Origin of the sequence: Pseudomonas parafulva, assembly GCF_002021815.1 — a bacterium.
Lineage (GTDB): Bacteria > Pseudomonadota > Gammaproteobacteria > Pseudomonadales > Pseudomonadaceae > Aquipseudomonas > Aquipseudomonas parafulva_B.
On sequence record NZ_CP019952.1, the window covers coordinates 1,912,571 to 1,928,526 of the forward strand.

16 protein-coding genes and 1 tRNA gene are annotated in these 15,956 nt (G+C 59.3%); 10 read left to right on the forward strand and 7 right to left on the reverse strand.

Features of this window, described 5'->3' with window-relative positions; genetic code table 11:
- The first annotated feature begins 150 nt into the window (after window positions 1–150).
- From sohB to B2J77_RS08470, 3 genes are all read left to right on the forward strand, one after another.
- On the forward strand, window positions 151–1,170 hold the full coding sequence (gene sohB / locus B2J77_RS08460; RefSeq protein ID WP_078478378.1) for a protease SohB: 1,020 nt from the start codon (window positions 151–153) through the stop codon (window positions 1,168–1,170).
- A gap of 151 nt (window positions 1,171–1,321) precedes the next feature.
- Window positions 1,322–1,395: transfer RNA gene (locus tag B2J77_RS08465), tRNA-Cys, on the forward strand.
- A 492-nt stretch (window positions 1,396–1,887) separates the two neighbouring features.
- The gene (locus B2J77_RS08470; RefSeq protein WP_058637830.1) at window positions 1,888–2,088 is read left to right on the forward strand and encodes a hypothetical protein; all 201 of its coding nucleotides are present in this window, start codon (window positions 1,888–1,890) and stop codon (window positions 2,086–2,088) included.
- A gap of 70 nt (window positions 2,089–2,158) precedes the next feature.
- Here B2J77_RS08470 and B2J77_RS08475 read toward each other — a convergent pair whose 3' ends face one another.
- Together B2J77_RS08475 and B2J77_RS08480 are read right to left on the reverse strand one after the other, a co-directional pair.
- Window positions 2,159–3,046 carry a LysR family transcriptional regulator gene (locus B2J77_RS08475; RefSeq protein WP_058637829.1) on the reverse strand — a complete coding sequence of 296 codons (888 nt, stop codon included), beginning with the start codon at window positions 3,044–3,046 and terminating at the stop codon, window positions 2,159–2,161.
- Between the two features lie 81 nt (window positions 3,047–3,127).
- The gene (locus B2J77_RS08480) at window positions 3,128–4,510 is read right to left on the reverse strand and encodes a VOC family protein (protein ID WP_078478379.1); all 1,383 of its coding nucleotides are present in this window, start codon (window positions 4,508–4,510) and stop codon (window positions 3,128–3,130) included.
- Between the two features lie 349 nt (window positions 4,511–4,859).
- Between B2J77_RS08480 and B2J77_RS08485 the strand changes: the two genes are divergently transcribed.
- Entirely contained in the window at window positions 4,860–6,119 is a 1,260-nt protein-coding gene (locus B2J77_RS08485) for an MFS transporter (RefSeq protein ID WP_058637827.1), read from the forward strand.
- A gap of 226 nt (window positions 6,120–6,345) precedes the next feature.
- On the opposite strand, the gene trbK is transcribed toward B2J77_RS08485, so the two are convergent.
- Together trbK and B2J77_RS08495 are read right to left on the reverse strand one after the other, a co-directional pair.
- Entirely contained in the window at window positions 6,346–6,591 is a 246-nt protein-coding gene (gene trbK / locus B2J77_RS08490; protein ID WP_058637826.1) for an entry exclusion lipoprotein TrbK, read from the reverse strand.
- 123 nt (window positions 6,592–6,714) lie between these two features.
- Window positions 6,715–7,434 carry an SOS response-associated peptidase family protein gene (locus B2J77_RS08495; protein WP_058637825.1) on the reverse strand — a complete coding sequence of 240 codons (720 nt, stop codon included), beginning with the start codon at window positions 7,432–7,434 and terminating at the stop codon, window positions 6,715–6,717.
- A 103-nt stretch (window positions 7,435–7,537) separates the two neighbouring features.
- Here B2J77_RS08495 and B2J77_RS08500 point away from each other — a divergent pair, with 103 nt between their 5' ends.
- The 6 genes from B2J77_RS08500 (at window position 7,538) to hcnC (ending at window position 13,254) form a co-directional block, all read left to right on the forward strand.
- Window positions 7,538–7,966: a LexA family protein gene (locus B2J77_RS08500; RefSeq protein WP_058603391.1), complete on the forward strand. Its 429-nt coding sequence runs from the start codon at window positions 7,538–7,540 to the stop codon at window positions 7,964–7,966.
- Window positions 7,956–9,230, forward strand: coding sequence for a translesion error-prone DNA polymerase V subunit UmuC (gene umuC, locus B2J77_RS08505; RefSeq protein ID WP_078478380.1), 1,275 nt, complete (start codon window positions 7,956–7,958; stop codon window positions 9,228–9,230). Before B2J77_RS08500 ends, umuC begins: the two co-directional genes overlap by 11 nt.
- 207 nt (window positions 9,231–9,437) lie before the next feature.
- Window positions 9,438–10,133, forward strand: a complete 696-nt coding sequence (locus B2J77_RS08510) for a lipopolysaccharide kinase InaA family protein (protein WP_078478381.1) — start codon at window positions 9,438–9,440, stop codon at window positions 10,131–10,133.
- Window positions 10,134–10,317: 184 nt separating this feature from the next.
- Entirely contained in the window at window positions 10,318–10,623 is a 306-nt protein-coding gene (locus B2J77_RS08515; protein ID WP_058637822.1) for a (2Fe-2S)-binding protein, read from the forward strand.
- Window positions 10,620–12,014, forward strand: a complete 1,395-nt coding sequence (gene hcnB / locus B2J77_RS08520) for a cyanide-forming glycine dehydrogenase subunit HcnB (protein WP_058637821.1) — start codon at window positions 10,620–10,622, stop codon at window positions 12,012–12,014. Before B2J77_RS08515 ends, hcnB begins: the two co-directional genes overlap by 4 nt.
- A gap of 1 nt (window position 12,015) precedes the next feature.
- Complete coding sequence (gene hcnC, locus B2J77_RS08525; RefSeq protein WP_058637820.1) at window positions 12,016–13,254, forward strand: cyanide-forming glycine dehydrogenase subunit HcnC; 1,239 nt, start codon at window positions 12,016–12,018, stop codon at window positions 13,252–13,254.
- Between the two features lie 124 nt (window positions 13,255–13,378).
- Here hcnC and B2J77_RS08530 read toward each other — a convergent pair whose 3' ends face one another.
- The 3 genes from B2J77_RS08530 to B2J77_RS08540 form a co-directional block, all read right to left on the reverse strand.
- Window positions 13,379–13,813, reverse strand: a complete 435-nt coding sequence (locus tag B2J77_RS08530; protein ID WP_058637819.1) for an N-acetyltransferase — start codon at window positions 13,811–13,813, stop codon at window positions 13,379–13,381.
- A 72-nt stretch (window positions 13,814–13,885) separates the two neighbouring features.
- Entirely contained in the window at window positions 13,886–14,923 is a 1,038-nt protein-coding gene (locus B2J77_RS08535) for a methionine synthase (RefSeq protein ID WP_058637818.1), read from the reverse strand.
- Window positions 14,924–14,950: 27 nt separating this feature from the next.
- On the reverse strand, window positions 14,951–15,937 hold the full coding sequence (locus B2J77_RS08540; RefSeq protein WP_058637817.1) for a DUF1852 domain-containing protein: 987 nt from the start codon (window positions 15,935–15,937) through the stop codon (window positions 14,951–14,953).
- Between the last annotated feature and the right edge of the window lie 19 nt (window positions 15,938–15,956).

The following is a 15,956-nucleotide window of genomic DNA, read 5'->3' on the forward strand; positions in this document are numbered from 1 at the left end:
GCACGGCGCTGTCAACGAAAAACATACAAGCGTTTGAAAAGGTCGTTTGAAAGGTATTGCCAGCGTTTACATCCCCTGGCAGCGCTTTAGGTGCACCGGTATGCTTGTACCATTCACGCGCCCTCTGGCGCAGCTATCGAAGGAGTCACCGTGGAGTTTCTTGCCGAATACGCAAGCTTTCTCGCCAAAACCGCCACCCTGGTCATCGCTGTTCTCATCGTGCTGTCGGCCATTGCCGGCTTGCGCGGTAAAGGGCGGCGCAAACCGGGTGGGCAATTGCAGGTTACCCGCCTGAACGCGTTCTACAAGGACCTGCGCGAGCGGTTGGAATCAGGCCTGCTCGACAAGGCTCAGCTCAAGGCGTTACGCAAGCAGCAGGCCAAGACCGAAAAGAAAACCCGCAAGGACAAGGCAGAAGAAAAAGCCAGGGTCTTCGTGCTCGATTTCGACGGCGACATCAAAGCATCTGCAACTGAAAGCCTGCGCAACGAAATCACCGCACTGCTCACCCTCGCCACCCCTCAAGACGAGGTGGTACTACGCCTGGAAAGCGGGGGCGGGCTGGTACATAGCTATGGCCTGGCTGCCTCCCAGCTGGTCCGCATTCGCCAGGCCGGCATCCCCTTGACGGTGTGCATCGACAAGGTGGCTGCAAGCGGCGGGTACATGATGGCCTGCATTGGCGAGAAGATCATCAGCGCACCTTTTGCTGTGCTCGGCTCCATCGGGGTAGTGGCACAGTTGCCCAACATCAATCGCCTGTTGAAGAAGCACGACATCGATGTCGAGATGCTGACTGCCGGTGAATACAAGCGCACCCTCACCGTGCTGGGTGAAAACACCGAAAAGGGCAGGGAGAAGTTTCAGGAAGACCTGGATGTGACCCATCAACTGTTCAAGGACTTCGTCGCCCGCTACCGTCCCCAGCTGCATATTGATGAAGTAGCCACCGGTGAAGTGTGGCTGGGCATTGCAGCCCTGAACCGCAAGCTGGTGGATACGTTGCAGACCAGCGATGAATACCTCAGCGAGCGTGCGCGCAGTGCCAACCTGTTCCACCTGCACTTCGCAGAGCGCAAGAGCCTGCAGGAGCGTATTGGCATGGCGGCCAGCGGCACCGTGGAGAATACGCTGGTGGGGTTATGGAGCAAACTTGGCCGCCTGCGCTAACACCTTGAACCTGCTGAAATTTTTTTTCGTTCAGGGGGTTGCACGGTTAAGTGAATGTAGACATAATGGCGCCCATCGAAACGCAGCAAGCTTTAAAGGTGCGGTGTTTCGGGGAGACAGCGAAGCGTAAGCTGCTAGATCCTGACTTTGAGGCCGAGTAGCAAAGTGGTTATGCTCCGGATTGCAAATCCGTCTACGCCGGTTCGATTCCGACCTCGGCCTCCACCATTCGAAAGCCCCGCAGCCATTTAGGTTGCGGGGCTTTTTTAATGCCTATGGGTTTTGCCCTTCGGTTGCCATGGGTCGGATGTTGTTATTCATACCCAAGCCCGTGCGATTAAAAGAGCAACGTTGGAACCCAGCATGATGTGGGCTTCTTCGCTTCAAGCGGCAGAATTTCCCCGAGGCGTGCCCTTTGTTTCGAGTCATGAAAAGAAAAATCTCAAGGGCGCTGCGAAAGTGGGTCGTTTACCTTGTACTTGCAGGGCTGGCAGGCAACTCCAGTCGAGTGTTCGATCACTTGTCCGCCTTGAAGCCCTGGCGCGTGGCCAAGGGCTTTGCGGCGTTTCTCATGACGACCCTGTAATACTGCTCTGCTGGCGCAGTGTGTCTACCCTTAAAACCAGTCACTGGCCGGCAGCGTTCACGTCTGGTCATTGGCTAAGGGCCCATGATGTAGTTAAGGTTCAGTACTCACCCCGCCCAAGGAAAACGCGCATGTGGTGGATCGGCCCCGAAAAATCCAGGTTCAAGATTCAGCGACGCATATCGGCCGTGGTTCTGGTATTGGCCGTGTTGTATCTTGCCACTCAAATCGAAGCGTACATTCATGGCCAAGCCCCCCTGACAGACGTGCTGGGAGGGCTGTTCCTGACCGCGCTGGGTGGCGGCATGCTTTACATGGCGGACAGGTGGTAACCCCGGTCATGTAAGGTGGCTGACTGTATCTGCAACATCGAAGGTGCATGAGATCCGGACGTAGGTCCGCTCAAGGCGTCTGCTCGCACACCCAGTCCACGAAATTGCGAATCTTCGGTGAATCGTGACTCTGGGTCGCATAGGCCACGTAATGAGCATCCGGGCTTGGTGCATAGTAGTGCAGGGGGATCAACAAGGCCCCGCGCTGCAGTTCTTCTGTCACCATGAACCTGGGTACCAAGGCCACACCCAAGCCTGCGATCGCCGCGCGAATGCACAGGTCGAAGGTGTCGAACTGCGGGCCCCTGTAGCTGTTTCTGGACGTCATTGCCTGGGCACCCAGCCAGTCATGCCAAGCCTCGGGTCGCGAAACGCACTGCAAGAGCGTATGGCTGTGAATGTCATCGATAGCCTTCAGCGGCCGGTGCAGCAGCAGAGCAGGGGCGCACACGGGCACGACGTCTTCGCGAAACAGCTCGACGCATTGGGCGCCGGGCCAGGTGCCGCGTCCATAGAAGAATGCAACGTCCGCTTTGGCCTGCAACAGGTCGAATGGCTCCAGCTCATTGCGCACGCTTAGCCGTACGTGCGGGAACGCTGCGCTGAATGCCGGCAACCGAGGAATCAACCAGCGCGAGCCGAATGTCGGTTGAGTTGCGATTCTCAAGGTTTCTGCCTGGCCATCGAACGTCAGGATGAAGCGCGTCGAGATGTCCGTCTGGCTCAGAATCTTGCCAACTTCGCTCAGGTACAGCTCGCCCACGGCGGTCAGTTGCAAGCCGCCACGCAACCGATTGAACAGCCGGCGCTGCAACATCTGCTCAAGTTGAGCGACCTGCTTGCTGACGGCGCTTTGCGTCAGGTTCAGTTCACGGGCGGCGAGGGTGAAGCTGGCATGACGGGCAGTGGACTCAAAGCACTGCAGCGACATCATGGACGGAAGCAATTTCTTGTGCATGGCTTGCAGGCATCACCTAAAACTATGGCCAGGCAGGCCGGACGAGCCGCCTGGGCCAGGGCGGCTGGGCGGTCGGCCAATCTATGCGCTGGTCGCCGGGATTTCAAGCGCGTGCAGGCAGGACGCGATGGATTGCGCCTGGGCCTGGGCGTACAGAGTCGTCTCGTCGATCACGCGTGCACCCAGTGCTGCCTCCAGCTGCTGCTGGTTACCTTGCGTCATGGCCTCGGCTTTGGCGCTGTCGCCGAGGTTGGACTGAAAGATCCCGGCGGCGCTCACAGGCAGGAAGTCCTCATACACCAATGGCTCGAAGCCGACTGCACCTTGTTCGATCAGTGCTTCCAGATTCGTCCCACGCGCTTTGGTCGCATCCCTCACGTAGTAACTGAAGTAAGCGAGCTTGTGCGTGCGCAGCGAGGCGTAGTCGTCAGGAAAAGCGCTGAATACTGTGTTGAGTATGTGCGCGTACTGCTCAGCGTTATCTGCGCAGGGTGCTGCGCCCAGGGCTTGCCGGGCTTGGCTCAACAGCCGGTCATACAGCGCCTTGCCCGCAGGTGTCAGCGCCGCGCCTCGTTGCTCGATTTCTCCGAAGCGAGCCGTGTGATGACCCGGGGCTCCATCACCACCAGCGAAGGTCACCGCTTCCTGCAAGGCCTTGAAGCTTGTCTGGCGCAACAGGATCGGGCATTGGCGCGGCGGTGGCCCTTCGATGACTGCCTTGGGGGTCATGCCGCGCGAACGCATCTGGGCCTGCGCGCGGTCGATGTCGAGCGTGCGGGGCGTAAGGTGGTTGATGTGCGGCCCACGAAACGCCACCACGTCAGCGATCAGGCGATGCTGGTCATGCAGAGCGCGGTATTGCTGGGCACTGACCGTCGCGCTCTGGTGCCAACGAAAGGTTTCCAGGGCCTCTTGGACGAACGCTTGAGCGTCCGTATCGGTAAGCCCGCCGTCACGTTCGTGGCGATCGATGAACGCCATTACACCAGGGGTGAAAATGGTCCGCGCGTTCAGCAACTGGCAGGCCTGTTCACGCAGTTGTGGGTCTTCGATCAATTCGAGCCGCAACAGCGAGGTGAACACCCTGAACGGATTGGCGCGCAGCGATGCGGCCTCGATCGGTCGGAACGCAGTGGCATGCACCGGCACGGCGGCGATGCTCAGGTCGTAGTAGCCGACTGGCGACATGCCCATGACCGCGAACAGTCGGCGCAAGCCTCGCAGTTCCTCGGCCGTTCCAACACGGATAGCGCCATGGCGTTCCACGCTCAGGCGTTGCTCGTCCCCACTGCTACGCAGTCGTTCTGCCAACGCGGGCTGGGCGGCCAGGGTCTGGGTATTGACTTCGGCGACCAGGTCCAGCAAATCGCCATACAGCGGTACCTCCTGCTTGTACATCGCTGACAGGGCGCTACTGAAAAGCGCGCGGATTGCGTCGGGGTGCATGAAACGGACCGGGTCCATGGTGAGCCTCCTGGGAAATTCGAGGCCTGCATTGATCACGGTGACGCGCCGTCCTGGCAAACGAATTAACCGAATCGCTGCCTGACTTTTTCGCATGCCTGGCCTCAGGTACATGCACCTGCTGTACCACGGCATGCCGAGTCGTCAGCGACAGCGGCTTGCGCCTTGCAAACCAGGCCATTCCTATCGGGAATGCAGGCCCGACATTTTTTCGTTTGCGTGAATACAGGTTTTACCGCAGGTTGTGACGGCCTTTGGCGGTGGGCTGTGCCCGCCGCTCGCGCTGTTGCCGCAGCGCCGTGTAGTGCCGGAACAGGCACGCCGTAACCCGCCATAATAAGGATAAAACATGCACAACCCTAACCCCGCCGGGGTCACCGCCGCGTCCACCGAGCGGACCTGGATCACAGCCTTCGTGTTTTGCTTCCTGACGATGGTCATTGATGGCGCCGATGTCATGATCCTGGCCTATAGCCTGGCCACGCTCAAAACGGAATTCGGCCTGACTGGCCTGCAGGCTGGCATGCTCGGCAGTTGCACCCTGGCCGGCATGGCTGTTGGGGGCATTTACGGTGGTTGGGCGACCGACCGTCTCGGGCGGGTACGTACCGTGGTGCTCAGTGTGCTGCTGTTTAGCCTTGGTACGGGACTGTTGGGCTTTACCGAGAACTATGTGCAGTTTGCGATCATTCGCTTTGTCTCGGCCCTCGGCCTGGGTTCGGTGTACGTTGCATGTAATACACTCATGGCCGAGTACGTACCTACCCGGTTTCGAAATACCGTTCTTGGCAGCCTGCAAGCGGGCTGGTCGGTCGGCTATATCGTTGCAACGCTGCTCGCTGCCTGGATATTGCCAAGCTACGGCTGGCGCACGTTGTTCTTCGTGGGCGTCACGCCGGTGATTCTGGCCGTGCTGATGCACAAGATGGTGCCGGAACCTTCTACCTGGACCCGCCTGCAGAGTGCTGATCGCGCAGAGCGCAAGGCGCGTGAGCGCGTAGAGGGCGGCAAGTACAAACAGATCTTCGCCAACCCTAATGCCGCAAAGATGTTCGTCCTTTGGTCACTGACCGCCGGCTTCCTGCAGTTCGGTAACTACGGTGTCAACAACTGGATGCCCAGCTACCTGGAAACCGAGCTGGGCATGGCGTTCAAGCAGATGACCACGTTCCTGGTCGGCACCTACACCGCTTCGATCCTCGGCAAGGTCATCGCCGGCATGGCGGCGGACAAGTTCGGGCGGCGCAAGGTGTTTGCCGCTGGTTGCCTGGGCACGGCGCTGTTCCTGCCGATCATCGTGCTGTTCAACCAGCCGGAAAACATTCTCTGGCTGCTGATTGTCTTCGGCTTCCTCTATGGCGTGCCTTACAGCGTCAACGCCACGTACATGACGGAAAGCTTCGAGGCCAAGTTCCGTGGCTCTGCGGTTGGGGGTGCCTACAATATCGGGCGTATTGGTGCAGCGGTCTCGCCGGCTGCCATTGGCTTCTTCGCCAGCCAGGGCTCGATCGGTGTCGGTTTCCTGATCGTCGGTGCTGCGTATTTCCTTTGCGGCATGATTCCGCTGCTGTGCATCCGCGAGAAACAATTCGACCCGGCTCGGGAATGATCGGTGATAGCCGATAGGGGCGGGGCGCTTGCTAGGCAAAGCTTGACTCACGTTTTGAAGAAATGACCACGTGCATTCACCGCTTTCGCTAAATGTGTGCCGTACGCAAAAGCCTGTGAGTCCTGAGTCCGCCAGAAAACGCCGTCTATAAAAGCGGCGTTCGTGTTAGGTAAGCTTGACGATCCTGGGTTAGATCACCGTATCTGCAATTATCTGGACCAGCTGATCAGTACTTGCCCTTGGGACTTTTCTCGAACTTCCATTCCGTCATTTTCTTCGCTGCCAGGAAGCTCTCGCAGTTGGCAATGAATTCCTTGCGGTTGGCTTCCTTTGACAAACTGGCAAGGTTTTTTTCGTACAGCTGCGGGCCACAGTTGTCTGCCGTTGGCTCAGGCACTTTTTCTTCCGTGCAGCCTGCCAGCAGGGTAATCAACCCAACAAGCGGGAGGAGGTGGGAGCGTTTGCGGTCCATGACGTAATCCTTCGTCGGTCTCTTTCAAAGTGCGTGCAAGCTGTTTGTTACCCAGCCTGCGGGTGCGCAGCCTATCAGGCCAGCTGTGTTATTTGGCTAGCACACCCCCGCATGACGTTCTATTCAGAACTCGAGATCACCCTGCCTGCTCTCTTTGGCAATCGGCCTTATCAGTTGCGCACCCTGATTACGAACATTGCCAACGGCCTTGTCGACCGGATGCCAGCGAAAGTCAGTGGCCGGACGGCAGCCTGCCGTCACGATCGCCTCGGCGCGCTGCGCTGAAGTGGCAGGGTCTAACCACTCCCTTGCAAGGTGCGGTGCCAAAACCAGGGGCTTTCGGTCATGAATATCGATCAAGCCTTGGTCAGCGGCTGCCGTGATGATCACGAAACCATCGCGCTCGTCCGGTTCAAGGGTCTGGTGAACTTCGGCAAGCGCGGCAAAGTAGAGCGGTGCACCGTCGGCACTGGTGATGTAGTAGGGTTGCTTGCGCTTGGGGTTTTGCGCATCTGGCAGCCATTCAAACCAGCCATTGGCGGGGGCGAGCGCTCGTGCATGTGGCCAGAGACTCTTGAAGAACTTGCCCGTGGTTACGGTTTCGGCCCGGGCATTGATGGGGTCGAGTCGCTTGCCTTTGGCCCAGTGAGGCGACCATCCCCACTTCACTTTGTCTACATGTAGGCCATCCTCAGCCTGGCGTATAACTTCGACACGGGTAGAAGGCGCCACGTTATAGCGATCGATCGGTTCATGGTCATAGCCGTTGATCACGACCAGATCCAGCGCCAGTTGTCGCAAGTAGTGATCCATCGACTCGTAGATCGAGTAGCGTCCGCACATGTATCCACCTCTCGTCCGTCAGAAATTCACACGTTCAGGATTGACCCATTCGCCGAAGCCAGTTTAACTGTATATGCATACAGTTTGCATTGGACTTTCTCTCATGACCATCACCTTCCTGGGCGCGCCATGTGGCAGCTCTGAACCACTCCCGATTTATTCGTACTACGTTCCAGCCGGTTTTCCATCGCCTGCCGCGGATCATCTTGAAGGCCACATATCCCTTGATGAGCTATTCGACATCCGCGCACCGCATGTGTATCTGGTGAAAGTGGAGGGTGACAGCATGCAAGGCGCTGGCATCTATTCGGGCGATATCGTGGTGGTGGACCGGGGGCGCGAGGCCGAGCACGGGGATATCGTGATTGCGGCCATCAACTGTGAGCCGGTGTGCAAACGCCTGCACCGACGTGACGGTGTGGTGATCTTGAAGTCCGAGAACCGAGCCTACCCGCCGCGCTATGTCATGGAGGGTGATGATCTGCTCATTTGGGGCGTGGTGCGCTATAGCGTCCGCGATCATGCGCAGTGAGCCGATATTCGCGCTGATCGACTGCAACGCGTTCTACGCCAGCTGTGAGCGCGTATTTCGGCCCGATCTGGCGAAGACGCCGATCGTGGTGCTGAGCAACAACGACGGCTGCGTCATTGCCCGGTCCTATGACGCCAAGCCATTCGTGAAAATGGGCGAGCCTTATTTTCAGGCGCGGGAAAAACTCCGCCGGCACGGTGTCGTGGCATTCAGTAGCAATTACGCGTTGTATGGCGACATGAGCGAGCGGGTGATGACGCTGATCGAATCGATGGTGCCTGCTACCGAGGTCTACAGCATCGACGAATGTTTTGCTGAGCTCACTGGCATGGCCCAAGACCTGACGCTGTTCGGGCACCGGCTGCGCTTGCGCATCGCCCAGTGCACCGGCATTCCTGTCGGTGTGGGTATCGCACGCACCAAGACCCTGGCCAAGCTGGCCAACCACACTGCCAAGCGGCTGCAGCGCCACACTGGCGGCGTGGTGGACATCACCGACCCGGTCAAACGGGACTGGGTGCTGCGCAATACTGCGGTCAAGGAGGTGTGGGGCATCGGGCGCAAGATGACCGCGCACCTGGAGGGCATGGGCATTCGTACGGCAATGGATTTGGCCCGCGCCGATGCCTGGACGTTGCGACAACGCTTCAACGTGGTGGTGGAAAAAACGGCCAGGGAGCTGGCGGGCACGCCTTGCCTGGAACTGGACGATGTCGATCCGCCCAAGCAGGAAATCTGCAGCAGCCGCATGTTCGGCATGCGCCTGAGCGAGTTGGCGCCGATCAAGCAGGCGGTGGCCACGTACGTCGGCCGTGCTGCCGAAAAGCTCAGGGCCCAGGGGTCGGTGTGCAAGCGCATGCGGGTGAGCATCCGCACGGGCATGTTCAACCCGAACGAAGTGCACCATGCCCAAGGCGCCTGGGTGGAGCTTCCCTATCCGACCTGTGACACGCTGCTGCTGACCCGATTGGCTACCGATGCCGTGGAGCGGATCTTCCGGCCGGGGCTTCGTTACAGCAAGGCGGAGGTGTTGCTGATGGACCTACGTCAACCAGGTGATTTTTCGGGTGACTTGTTCGCCCCCAGGCAATCGGTGGCGCGCGATCGGCTCATGGAAGTAATGGACAGTATCAATGAGCGTTGGGGCAGGGGAACGGTCCGTGCGGCCAGCGTGCCAGCCGCACCGGACTGGGGCATGAAACGGGAGATGATGAGCCAGTCCTACACCACCCGAATCGATCAGCTATGGACTGTCAGGGGGTGAGCGGGAGGTGGCTCGACTTCGGCGAACTGGCGCAAACTTAAGCTTACGGCTGCCGGATTGTCTGACAATGGCGATTGCGCCCGCAGTTTTGTCCGTTCATGCCTGAAAAAAACGATCAACGCCGTGTCGCAGTAATCGCTTTCTTTCAGATTTGACTGATATATTTCGCCCCTTGCCGCAGTGTGGCTCAATATTCAGCAGGTTTTAATGAAACACGTTAGCGCGTCTGGCCTTGAGGCCTCTCATCCGCCGGTACAAGCCATTCTGAGTGCTCCTGGGATGTGGGTAGAGCCGCCAAATATCCGCAGGGGCGGCGAGAGCGGTGTATTGAAGGTCGAGCTCGACGGCTTCACGTTCTACAAGAAGCAGCAGGTCGGCCATATCTACCGCAGCCTGGTCCACCCATTCGGCTATCCTACGGTGGCCCGTGAGGCCAAGGCGCTGCGTGCCGCTGCCGCGCTGGGCGTCGCTACGCCGTTACTGCTGCACAGTGACGTCCACAAGCAGGACGGTGAGTGGCGTGCGGTGATGGTCACGGCAGGGCTGGACGGGTATGTATCGCTTGAAGACTTCTACCTCCAAGGCCTGGACAAGACCATCGAGCCCAAGCTGCACCACGATATTCTCGAAGCGTATGGGCGTGCGCTGGCCACGCTGAATCTCGGGCGTTGGCAGCATGGTTGCCTGTATTTGAAGCATGTGTTCGTCGCCTTCGACGAGTCTGGCATCAAGATCGCGCTGCTGGATTTCGAAAAGGCCAGGCAGCGGCTGACCGCGATGAAAGCTAGCCGTCACGACTTACGACAGGTCAAGCGCAGGTCTGACTGGGCACCGACCGAATGGGAGGCATTTTGCAGGGGGTATCGGCAAGTGTTCGGCATGGATGTGGAGCGATTTCTCTGACGCCATGTTAGAAGTGTCAGGGGTTTTGAAGCGCTGATTCCACTGGTAGAAGGCGACTTCGCTTACAGACGTTTCTCACCAAGTGGCAAGGTTGCGTCGTAAAACCCCGTCCCAGGTCAATTTTTCGGCCTGACGCCTCCCGTAGTCTGTCTGTCTTTCAATCACGGAAGGCAGACGACATTTCATGGAACGAACCCTCGATATACAGCCACTCCCGGCTGAACAAATCCCCCTTTCCATCAATGGCACTGCCGTGACTGCCGCCCCTGGCGAAACGGTTCTGAGTGTGCTCAATGCCGTGGGCGTGCGTCAGCTCGCCCTCAACGACCATGGCCAAGTCAGTGGCGCCTTCTGCGGCATGGGGGTGTGCCATTGCTGTCTGGTCGCTATCGACGGACGCCCCAAGCGGCGCGCTTGTCAGACGCTGGTGCGGGCTGGCATGCGCATCGAAACCCAGGTCAATGCGGTTGTCGGGGAGGCGCGGGTATGAGTGGGCATCCAGTCATTGTCGGAGGGGGCTCGGCGGGGATGGCTGCCGCCATCGAGCTGGCGGACGCGGGCGTGCGCTGCACGCTGATCGACGAGGCATCGCGCCCCGGCGGGGTGGTCTATCGTGGCCCGCTGCGCGCAGGTGTCGACCTGGGCTACCTGGGCGCTCGTTACAGCAAGGCCCTGGGTAAACTGCACACCGACTTCGCCGCCCGTGCGCAGTCTATCGACCTGCGGCTCAATAGCCGCGTCGTGGGCGGTGATGACCGTAGCCTGGTAGTGCTCGACGAGCAGGAGCAGTTGCAGCCGCTGGCCTTCGAGCAGCTGATCCTGGCAGCCGGTTGCCATGAGCGCAATGTGCCGTTTCCAGGCTGGACCCTGCCGGGCGTCATTCTGCTCGGCGGGTTGCAACTGCAGATCAAAAGTAACGTGGTCAAGCCACTGGGCACGACCCTGATCGCTGGCACAGGCCCTTTACTGCCGTTGGTTGCCTGTCAGTTGCACGCCGCCGGTGCCAAGGTGGCGGGTGTGTACGAGGCCTGTGCGTTCAACCGTATCGCGCGCCAGAGCCTGGCGCTGATGAACAAGCCCCAGCTGTTCCTCGACGGCCTGAGCATGCTGGCCTACCTGAAGTTGCACGGCATTCCCATGCACTACGGCTGGGGCGTGGTCCAGGCGCGGGGCGAAGGTGAGTTGGCCGAAGTCAGCGTGGCGCCCTACGACGATGCCTGGAGGGCGGACATGACCCAGGTGCGCCGCGAGTCGGTGCAGACGCTGGCGGTAGGCTACGGCTTCATTCCGCGTACGCAGCTCAGCCAGCAATTGGGCCTTGCCCATGGCTACAGCACCGATGGCTATCTGCGCGCCGAGTGCAACGTATGGCAGCAAAGCAGCCTGGAACATATTCACCTGGCAGGCGACATGGCCGGCATCCGCGGCGGGGAGGCGGCCATGCTGACCGGGCGCATCGCGGCTGTGTCAATTCTGCAGCAGCGTGGCGTGCTGAACGCCGCGCAGGCCATTGAACGGCGCGAGCGTTACCTGGGCCAGTTGGCAGGCATCAAGCGTTTCCGCTCCGGCGTCGAGCGCTATACCGCGCGGGGGCCAGCGCAGGTCGAGTTGCCACAGGCTGACACAGTGATTTGCCGCTGTGAGCAGGTGACGCGCGACGCCATTGATCTGGCATTGGAGCAGGGGGTTCAAGACATGGCCGGGCTGAAGATGCGCACGCGGGTGAGCATGGGGGATTGCCAGGGGCGCATGTGCGTGGGCTATTGCAGCGATCGACTGCGCGCCGCCACTGGCCGCGCTGACGTAGGTTGGTTGCGTCCTCGATTCCCAGTAGACCCGGTACCGTTTTCGGCATTCAAGCACGTGGGCACGGAGGCCTGACATGAACAAGACCTATGACATCGTGATTGCCGGTGCCGGTGTAATTGGCGCGTCCTGCGCGTACCAGCTGTCCAAGCGCGGCAACCTGCGCATCGCCCTGATCGACGACAAGCGCCCCGGCAATGCCACGCGTGCCTCGGCAGGTGGGCTATGGGCCATTGGCGAATCGGTGGGCCTGGGCTGTGGGGTGATTTTCTTTCGCATGCTGTCTTCCCAGGCCAAGCGCCAGGCCCATGGCGCGGCGGTGGCCGTGGACTCGAGCACACCGCATATCCTGCCGCAATGCTTCTTCGATCTGGCGCTTGAGTCCAACGCGCTTTACCCGCAACTGCACCAGGAGTTGATCGAGCGCCACGGGATGGACTTCAAGTTCGAGCGCACTGGGCTCAAGTACGTGATCCAGGACGATGAAGATCAGCTTTATGCCGAACACATCGTCAAGCACATCCCTCACCTGCAGTCACAGATCCGTTGGCTTGACCGCCAGGCACTGCGCAAGGCGGAGCCATCGATCACCGAAAGCGCGCACGGTGCGCTGGAGTTTCTCTGTGACCACCAGCTCAGCCCGTTTCGCCTTGGCGACGCGTACATGGAAGGCGCGCGGCAAAATGGCGTCGATCTGTATCTCAACACACGTGTCACCGACGTGTTGCACCAAGGCGGACGCATCAAAGGGGTTCGTACCGAACAGGCCGGTGACTTCCATTGCGACACGCTGATCAATGCGGCCGGCGCCTGGGCCGCCGAATTGAGTGAGTGGGCCACGGGCACCTCCATCCCCGTCAAACCCGTCAAGGGGCAGATCGTATTGACCGAGCGCCTACCCAAGCTGCTTGATGGCTGCATCACCACCAGTGACTGCTACATGGCGCAGAAGGACAATGGGGAGATTCTCATCGGGAGTACCACCGAGGAGAAAGGCTTCGATGTCACCACGACCTTCCCGGAGATAAGCAGCTTGGTCCAGGGCGCCATACGCTGCATGCCGGCACTCGAACAGGTCAACCTCAAGCGTACCTGGGCCGGCCTGCGGCCAGGCTCGCCCGATGAGCTACCCATCCTCGGGCCCGTGGATGACATGCAGGGTTACTTCAACGCCTGCGGGCATTTCCGCACCGGGGTGCTGACCTCGGCGATCACGGGGGTAATGCTGGACAAGGTGATCCACGAGGAGGCGTTGCCATTGGACATCACCCCGTTTCTGGCGGAGCGGTTCAGCAAGGCGGCAATGCCGGCATGAGAGGGGCTGGCGGGTCGTGTGAAAGCGGCTCGCCAGGCTGTGCGTCAGGCAATGCATTAAAATGTGGCTACTCGGTTGACCCATGGCAAAGGGTGCGGCAGGCAGTGAAGCGCAAGCTATGGATTCAAGAGGTCGCCGCCAGCCACTGAAGGGTCAGCTCAGTGGCACCGGTGTGTTCATCTTCACCATGGGCCACGATTGAAAAGCCAGAACGTTGGTAGAACGCGACCGCGCTTTCATTAGCGCTGTACACCTTCAATTCCAGGCGTGCCGAGCGCTGCTTGGCGTAGTCGAGCAGGCGGCTACCGATGCCCATGCCTTGTGACGCAGGCGCGACGAACAGCGCAGCTACCGTTTCCCCGAGTAGAGAAATGAAGCCCTCGACGGTTGCGTGCTGCTCGAAGACGAACGTCTCCGAAGCGGGCAGGTAAACAATCCGCATCGCTTCGAGCTGGCCCTCCCAGAAGGCGCGAGGCACGAAGTGGTGAGCTTGGACCGATGCATCGAGCCAGATCTGCAGTAACGCATCGGTATCCGGCAGTACATAGGGGCGTAGCATGTCATGACCTCCTGTTTGACGCCGCAGGACCCTAAGCGACCCTAACGTCAAACGCAAGTTGACGTGCGCCTATTACTGATCTGCACCTGACAATTCCTGCCGCACGATTGCAGCACCCGCACTTAGGGCCCGCAACTTGCCTTGGGCAACCGAGCGGGGCAGGGGCGCCATGCCGCAATTGGTGCAGGGGTAGAGCTTGTCGGCGTCAACGAATGCCAGCGCCTTGCGCAATGTATCGGCAACGGCTTCGGGTGTTTCGACAGCGTGCGTGGCCACATCGATTGCGCCGACCATGACTTTCTTGCCGCGGATCAACTCGATAAGGTCCATGGGCACGCGCGAGTTCTGGCATTCCAACGACACGATGTCGATGCTGGATTTCTGAAGTTTGGGAAATGCCTTTTCATACTGGCGCCACTCGGTACCCAACGTTTTCTTCCAGTCAGTGTTGGCCTTGATCCCGTACCCGTAGCAGATATGCACGGCTGTCTCGCACTTGAGGCCTTCCAATGCCCGCTCGAGCGTGGCAATGCCCCAGTCGTTCACTTCATCGAAGAACACGTTGAAGGCGGGCTCGTCGAACTGGATGATGTCGACACCCGCAGCTTCCAACTCTCTGGCTTCCTGGTTGAGCAGTACGGCAAACTCCCACGCGAGCTTCTCGCGACTCTTGTAGTGGCTGTCGTACAGCGTGTCGATCATGGTCATGGGCCCTGGGAGCGCCCACTTGATGGGCTGTCGAGTCTGCTTACGCAGGAACCTGGCATCGTCGACGAATACTGACTTGCGCCTGGCGACCGTACCCACCACTGTCGGGACGCTGGCGTCGTAGCGATCACGAATGCGTACAGTCTGCCGATTCTCGAAGTCCACGCCGCTCAAGTGTTCGATGAAGGTGGTCACGAAATGTTGGCGCGTCTGTTCGCCGTCACTGACGATGTCTATCCCAGCGCTCGACTGCTCCTGCAGCGCCAGGCACAGTGCGTCCTGCTTGCCTTCTAGCAGGGCATCGCCGTGCAGTTTCCAAGGCGACCAGAGGGTTTCGGGCTGAGCGAGCCAGGTCGGCTTAGGCAGGCTGCCAGCGGTAGAGGTGGGAAGCAATTTGTTCATGAAATTCGACCTTGTGCGAAGAGGCGATCAGTCTGCGAAGTGTGCAGACCATTGTTCGAGCAGCATGTGATAAGGCTTGATGAAGTGGGCTTCAGCAAACTTTCCTTGTTCAATGGCCAAACGGCTGCGCTCTTCACGGTCGTAAACAATGCGCGTCAAGGAGTAGTCTTCGTGTTGCAAGCTGGGCTGATAGGTGGCGCCAGCCGTTGCATTGGCGTTATAAATCTCGGGGCGATAGATTTTCTGAAAAGTCTCCATCGTGCTCAGGCTGCTGATCAGCTCCAAGGGGGTGTAGTCATTGAGCAAGTCGCCGGAAAAGTACAAGGCCAGCGGCGCCCTGTTGCCGGCAGGCATGAAATAACGAACACGCAAGCCCATTTTCTGGAAATACGCATCGGTCAAAGAATATTCGTCTTGCCGGTATTCGTACCCTAATACGGGGTGGTAATGCCCCGTGCGCTCATAGGTTCTGCTACTTGACACGCTCAGGCAAATGACCGGCGGCTTGATGAAGGTTTGTTGGTAAACGGTTGAGCCCACAAACCCTTTGAAAAGTTTGCCGTGGAGCGCTCCAAAATCGGCAGGGGCACTGAAGTTTGGGCGATGAGCGTTATAGGCGGGCAGCACAATACTGAAATCATAATCGCGCACGTAGGACGAAAAGTTGTTGCCGACTACACCCGGTAAACGCTTGCCTGCATGATGATCGATCACCGTAGTGGACAGTATTTCGATCAAGGGCAGCAGCGTATTCGTGACCCCGGCTGTGAAATGCATGTGCACCGATACGATATCCAGTTCCACGGTGTAGCGGTCACCGGCAGGGTTATCCCAGTGCGCCAGCGCGTTGAAGCGATTATTGATCATGTCCAGTGTTTGGCGAAGGTTCTGTTCGCGGCGCGAACCCCTGGCCAGGTTGGCAAAGTTTGTGGTCAGCCGCGTGTTTTGGCACGGGCAATAATGTTCGTCAAAGCGCGTGCGTTTGAGCGAGTAGGTAATGTTCTGAGGCGTCATGAGTATTGAGGTCCACTCG

What these genes read in the sequence shown, in the direction of transcription:
- hcnB (WP_058637821.1), top strand. Translation starts at nt 10,620, where the DNA reads ATGAGTGGGCATCCAGTCATTGTCGGAGGGGGCTCGGCGGGGATGGCT.
- B2J77_RS08510 (WP_078478381.1), top strand. Translation starts at nt 9,438, where the DNA reads ATGAAACACGTTAGCGCGTCTGGCCTTGAGGCCTCTCATCCGCCGGTA.
- B2J77_RS08470 (WP_058637830.1), top strand. Translation starts at nt 1,888, where the DNA reads ATGTGGTGGATCGGCCCCGAAAAATCCAGGTTCAAGATTCAGCGACGC.
- hcnC (WP_058637820.1), top strand. Translation starts at nt 12,016, where the DNA reads ATGAACAAGACCTATGACATCGTGATTGCCGGTGCCGGTGTAATTGGC.
- trbK (WP_058637826.1), bottom strand. Translation starts at nt 6,591, where the DNA reads ATGGACCGCAAACGCTCCCACCTCCTCCCGCTTGTTGGGTTGATTACC.
- B2J77_RS08500 (WP_058603391.1), top strand. Translation starts at nt 7,538, where the DNA reads ATGACCATCACCTTCCTGGGCGCGCCATGTGGCAGCTCTGAACCACTC.
- umuC (WP_078478380.1), top strand. Translation starts at nt 7,956, where the DNA reads ATGCGCAGTGAGCCGATATTCGCGCTGATCGACTGCAACGCGTTCTAC.
- B2J77_RS08495 (WP_058637825.1), bottom strand. Translation starts at nt 7,434, where the DNA reads ATGTGCGGACGCTACTCGATCTACGAGTCGATGGATCACTACTTGCGA.
- B2J77_RS08485 (WP_058637827.1), top strand. Translation starts at nt 4,860, where the DNA reads ATGCACAACCCTAACCCCGCCGGGGTCACCGCCGCGTCCACCGAGCGG.
- B2J77_RS08530 (WP_058637819.1), bottom strand. Translation starts at nt 13,813, where the DNA reads ATGCTACGCCCCTATGTACTGCCGGATACCGATGCGTTACTGCAGATC.
- B2J77_RS08480 (WP_078478379.1), bottom strand. Translation starts at nt 4,510, where the DNA reads ATGGACCCGGTCCGTTTCATGCACCCCGACGCAATCCGCGCGCTTTTC.
- B2J77_RS08535 (WP_058637818.1), bottom strand. Translation starts at nt 14,923, where the DNA reads ATGAACAAATTGCTTCCCACCTCTACCGCTGGCAGCCTGCCTAAGCCG.
- B2J77_RS08540 (WP_058637817.1), bottom strand. Translation starts at nt 15,937, where the DNA reads ATGACGCCTCAGAACATTACCTACTCGCTCAAACGCACGCGCTTTGAC.
- B2J77_RS08515 (WP_058637822.1), top strand. Translation starts at nt 10,318, where the DNA reads ATGGAACGAACCCTCGATATACAGCCACTCCCGGCTGAACAAATCCCC.
- B2J77_RS08475 (WP_058637829.1), bottom strand. Translation starts at nt 3,046, where the DNA reads ATGCACAAGAAATTGCTTCCGTCCATGATGTCGCTGCAGTGCTTTGAG.